Here is a 5,494-nt window from a genome sequence, read left to right as displayed (position 1 = left end):
GAATAATCTAGTTTGGTGGCGATGGCGAAGGGGAACCACGCGTTCCCATACCGAACACGACCGTTAAGCCCTTCAGCGCCGATGGTACTTGGACCGCAGGGTCCTGGGAGAGTAGGACGTCGCCAAGCACGAATGAACTATCGCATACATGCGATAGTTTTTTTGTTGTTTACTTTTGTAATTAAACCTTAAATCGTTGTAAAATCCCGTTTCAGCTAGTACGTATAAGGTTAATGTTTCATATAGTTAATGGTGTATGAACTGTAATCGCTGCAGCATAATAGAAACTGATGAAAATAAGTTGAAAGTAATTAACAGCAGCTTACCGGGTAAGAATATTACTCTAAAATTGGTGATCCATGTATAAATGAGTTGTAACCGCACCAAGCTAATATAAAATGAATATTCAGAGCACTTGACCTTTTGCTGAAATTGCATATAATAAAAGAAAGGTCAAAGAAAGTCAAAGTCAGTTGTCCGAATATTCGGTATTTTTCTTTGAAACTCATTATGACCTATTTAGATTACAGCGCACCAAGTTGGTTGTACTGGTTACTTCACTGGGAGGTTGGTGGTTTGAGAAACATTTCCGATCTCATCGAACAGTATTTGAAGCTCATGCTGCAGGACAGTCCAGAAGGCGCAGTCGAAATTCAACGCAATGATTTAGCTGATAGATTTTCTTGTGTACCTTCGCAAATTAATTATGTGATCAGTACTCGCTTTACGATGGAGAAAGGATACATGGTTGAAAGTAAGCGCGGAGGCGGAGGCTATATCCGAATACAACGGGTAGACCTACCGGCACTGAAGGCAATTCAATTCCACATCGAAGAAACGATTGGTGATTGTGTCGACCAATGTGCGGCAGAGGGACTTATCTATCAACTCGAGGAAGCGCAGCTCATTTCGAAGCGAGAGGGAAATTTACTCCGAGCGGCCGTGCAACGGGATACGATTGCACTGAAGCTGCCACAGCGAGATGAAATAAGAGCAAGGCTGTTAAGGTCAATGCTTATCTCGTTGCTGATTAAATAAAGCTCAACCGTTCGTTACCGAAGGAGGGATCAGGCTTGTTTTGCCAAGAATGCGCTAAGAAGCCGGCTACGCTTCATTTTACGAAAATCGTTAACGGTGAGAAAACAGAATTTCATATTTGTGAAAGCTGTGCACGTGAGAAGGGTGAAGGTATTCCAGGCGCTCCAAACAGCTTTTCCATTCACAGCTTATTGTCAGGACTTCTTGATTTCGAGCATATAGGCAGTTCAGGTATTAATGATATAAAGCCAAAATCGGCTTATTGCGAAGAGTGCGGACTAACCTACGCGCAGTTCACGAAGATTGGACGATTTGGATGCAGTTCTTGTTATAAAGAGTTCGCAGATAAACTTGATCCACTACTCAAGCGTGTACATGGCAGTACCGTTCATATTGGTAAAATTCCGAAGCGTTCAGGGGGACAAATTCAATATAAGCGGGAAATCGAGCAGCTTAGAAGGGATTTGCAAACTAAAATTGAGCATGAGGAGTTTGAAAGTGCAGCCCAGCTGAGAGATCAAATTCGTGGTTTGGAACGCAAAATTGCAGACCTCTAGGCCGGCATGGAAGGAGTGCAACTCTTGACTAAGCATCGATTCTCACAGCAGGCGCTGAGTGACTGGATGAAGGATGATGGTCCAGAATCAGAAATTGTCATCAGCAGCAGAATACGCATTGCTCGAAATTTGCGAAATCATCCCTTTCCGATGCTGGCTACAAATCAGCAATCGAAGGATGTTATGGAGCAGCTCACTGAAGTAAGCCAAACAGGCAAGCTTTTGACGGTTGGCAATTTTGAGACATTCATATTGTCGGATCTTAGTGAGCTTGATAAACGAGTACTTGTAGAGAAGCATTTAATAAGTCCCAATTTAGCGAATGATTCTAGATGCGGGGCATTTATTTTAAGCGATAACGAATCTGTGAGTATAATGATTAACGAAGAGGATCATTTACGCATTCAATGTTTATATCCAGGTTTTCAAATCCAAGAGGCTTGGATGTCAGCAAACAGAATTGACGATATATTCGAGGAAGCAGCAGATTATGCTTTTGATGAGAAGCACGGTTATTTAACGACTTGTCCTACTAATGTGGGTACAGGGATTAGAGCGTCTGTCATGATACATTTGCCGGCATTAGTGCTGACATCGCAAATTAATCGCATTTTATCAGCGGTTACGCAAGTAGGGTTGGCGGTAAGGGGCTTGTACGGCGAGGGCAGTGAAGCACTGGGTAACTTGTTTCAAGTATCAAACCAAATTACGTTAGGTCAATCGGAGAACGAAATTATTGATAATCTGTATAGTGTAGTAAAGCAAATTATCGAGCATGAGAAAGCGGCACGCAAGCGGTTATTGGAAGAATCACGGCTACGAATTGAAGATAGAGTGAGACGATCTTATGGCATTTTATCCTATGCTTCGATTATGGATTCTAAGGAAGCGGCTCAGCGTCTATCGGATGTGCGGCTCGGCTCAGATCTCGGTATTTTGCCAGATGTTAGACCGCAGGTTTTGAATGAGCTTTTAGTTATGACTCAGCCTGGATTTCTACAGCAAACGTTCAGTGAGAAGATGAGTCCAGAGCAAAGAGATTTCAGGAGAGCAGAACTTATCCGCAAGCAATTACGCGGTGAAACCGATCATGGGGGTGCATGTATATGATGTTTGGACGATTTACGGAGCGAGCACAGAAGGTGCTGGCATTGGCGCAAGAGGAAGCGGTTCGACTAGGACATAATAATATCGGCACGGAGCATATACTGCTTGGTCTTATTCGCGAAGGAGAAGGCATTGCGGCTAAAGCATTAATTGGTTTAGGACTTGGTTTAGAAAAAATTCAAGATGAAGTAGAAGCATTAATTGGCCGTGGTCAAGAGCAGCCGAATAACATTGCTTATACGCCTCGCGCTAAAAAAGTAATTGAGCTTTCGATGGATGAAGCAAGAAAGCTTGGACATACGTATGTAGGTACTGAACATATCTTACTCGGTCTAATTCGTGAGGGTGAAGGTGTAGCAGCGCGCGTGCTGAATAACCTAGGCATTAGCCTAAATAAAGCTAGGCAGCAGGTGCTGCAGCTGTTAGGAAGCAGTGAAGCTGTCTCCAGTAATCACGGCTCAACAGCAAACGTTAGTACACCGACGCTAGACGGATTAGCAAGGGACTTAACGGCTTATGCGAAGGAAGGAAATTTGGATCCTGTTATTGGTCGGAGCAAGGAAATCGAACGTGTGATTCAGGTTCTTAGCCGCCGTACCAAGAACAATCCTGTTCTAATAGGTGAGCCGGGCGTTGGTAAAACAGCAATTGCTGAAGGCTTGGCCCAAAAAATTATCGCCAATGAAATTCCTGAAACACTTCGCGATAAGCGTGTTATGACGCTTGATATGGGCTCTGTTGTCGCTGGTACGAAGTATCGCGGTGAGTTTGAAGATCGTTTGAAGAAGATCATGGATGAAATTCGCCAAGCGGGCAATATTATTCTATTCATTGATGAGCTGCACACATTAATAGGGGCAGGCGGAGCTGAGGGTGCAATCGATGCTTCAAACATTTTGAAACCTTCACTTGCACGTGGAGAACTGCAATGTATCGGTGCAACTACGCTGGATGAATATCGGAAATATATTGAGAAGGATGCGGCTCTCGAACGTCGTTTCCAGCCTATTACGGTAGATCAACCATCACCGGAAGAAGCTATTCAAATCTTATATGGTTTACGTGATCGCTATGAAGCGCATCACCGAGTGAAAATTACGGATGAAGCGATTGTGCAAGCTGTAAAATTGTCAGATCGTTATATTCCGGATCGTTTCTTGCCGGATAAAGCAATTGATCTTATTGATGAAGCTGGATCCAAGGTTCGTTTGAACTCCTATACGATACCACCGAACTTAAAACAGCTTGAGAATCGTCTAGATGATATCCGCAAGGAGAAGGACGCAGCGGTTCAAAGCCAAGAATTCGAGAAAGCGGCAGCGCTTCGCGATACGGAACAAAAAATTCGTGAAGAGCTAGATATCACGAAAAACCAATGGAAAGAAAAACAAGGCCGTACAGATTCAGAAGTTACACCTGAGGATATCGCTCAAGTTGTAGCAAGCTGGACGGGTATCCCAGTCAGCAAGATGGCTGAAGGGGAGACAGAGCGTCTGCTCAAAATGGAAGAGATTCTTCATGGCCGCCTAATTGGGCAAGAGGAAGCTGTAAAATCAGTATCTCGCGCTATTCGCCGCGCACGTGCTGGACTTAAGGATCCGAAGCGTCCGATTGGATCATTCATTTTCCTCGGCCCTACAGGAGTAGGTAAGACTGAACTAGCTAGAGCGCTCGCAGAAGCAATGTTCGGCGATGAGAATTCAGTTATCCGTATCGACATGTCGGAATATATGGAGAAGCATTCGACATCACGTCTTGTTGGTGCACCTCCAGGTTATGTCGGTTATGAGGAAGGCGGCCAATTGACTGAAAAAGTTCGTCGCAAGCCTTATTCCGTAGTGCTGCTTGATGAAATTGAGAAAGCACACCCTGAAGTATTTAATATATTAMTGCAAGTGCTAGAGGATGGTCRTTTAACGGATTCCAAAGGCCGTGTAGTCGATTTCCGCAATACATTAATCATTATGACGTCGAACGTTGGCGCTGATCAAATTAAACGCAATTCGTCACTGGGCTTTACTGCTGTTCAAGATGCAGGTCGTGACTTTACGCAAATGAAAGAGAAAGTTTTGGCTGAGCTTAAGAAAAGCTTCCGTCCAGAGTTTTTGAACCGGATTGACGAGAGCATTGTGTTCCATTCACTAGGTGAGGAGCATATTGCACAAATCGTGACGCTGATGTCCGAAGAACTTCGCAAGCGTCTGCGTGAGCAGGAGGTTGACTTCGTGTTGACAGATGAGGCGAAGAAGTTCTTAGCTAAAGAAGGCTTTGACCCTCAATACGGTGCGCGTCCGCTTCGTCGAGCTATTCAAAAGCATATTGAGGATCGTCTATCGGAAGAGCTGTTGATGGGTAATATTCAAAAAGGCGACAGCTTCATCATTGATGAGAAGGATGGCGGACTAACAGTAGTTAAATCTATTCCAGAGGCGGCTTCTGAGGAGCCGGCAACTAAATAAGATCGCTGTAGATTGTCCCGCAGACATCATGTTGTTTGCGGGACAGTTTTTGTTGTTCTATTTTATTGACAATGAGAATCATTATCGTATAATAAGAGCAGAACAGTTCAAAGAATCGGAGGAATAATAATGATAGTTGTTACAAATACAATCAAAGTAAAAAAAGGGCATGGGGAAACGGTTGCGAAACGGTTTGAGAACTCCAAAGTCATTGACTTATCGCCTGGATTTGTCCGTATGGAAGTACTAATGACCGAAGGGCTAGAGGAACATGATGAACTCAAGGTTAGCACGACCTGGAAAGACAAGGCTTCCTTCGATGGGTGGGTGAGC

Annotated in this window: 5 protein-coding genes and 1 rRNA gene; all 6 read left to right on the top strand. The window is 44.1% G+C overall.

Going from position 1 to position 5,494, the window contains the following annotated elements:
* Nucleotides 1–11 precede the first annotated feature (11 nt).
* Nucleotides 12–128: ribosomal RNA gene (rrf, locus tag AC1DWN_RS26825) — 5S ribosomal RNA — on the top strand.
* A gap of 448 nt (nt 129–576) precedes the next feature.
* The gene (locus AC1DWN_RS26820) at nt 577–1,038 is read left to right on the top strand and encodes a CtsR family transcriptional regulator (protein ID WP_477561949.1); all 462 of its coding nucleotides are present in this window, start codon (nt 577–579) and stop codon (nt 1,036–1,038) included.
* 35 nt (nt 1,039–1,073) lie between these two features.
* The gene (locus tag AC1DWN_RS26815; RefSeq protein ID WP_477561948.1) at nt 1,074–1,595 is read left to right on the top strand and encodes a UvrB/UvrC motif-containing protein; all 522 of its coding nucleotides are present in this window, start codon (nt 1,074–1,076) and stop codon (nt 1,593–1,595) included.
* Between the two features lie 24 nt (nt 1,596–1,619).
* A complete protein-coding gene (locus AC1DWN_RS26810) occupies nt 1,620–2,705 on the top strand; it encodes a protein arginine kinase (RefSeq protein ID WP_477561947.1) in 1,086 nt (361 codons plus the stop codon).
* Nucleotides 2,702–5,161, top strand: coding sequence for an ATP-dependent protease ATP-binding subunit ClpC (gene clpC / locus AC1DWN_RS26805; protein WP_477561946.1), 2,460 nt, complete (start codon nt 2,702–2,704; stop codon nt 5,159–5,161). The genes AC1DWN_RS26810 and clpC overlap by 4 nt, the downstream gene beginning before the upstream one ends.
* A 129-nt stretch (nt 5,162–5,290) precedes the next feature.
* A partial coding sequence (locus tag AC1DWN_RS26800; RefSeq protein ID WP_477561945.1) for an antibiotic biosynthesis monooxygenase occupies nt 5,291–5,494 on the top strand: 204 nt, incomplete at its 3' end.

Source organism: Paenibacillus sp. P4_A7 (assembly GCF_056402455.1).
Note: the sequence above shows the minus strand (reverse complement) of the source record. Positions and strands in the feature narration are given on the sequence as shown.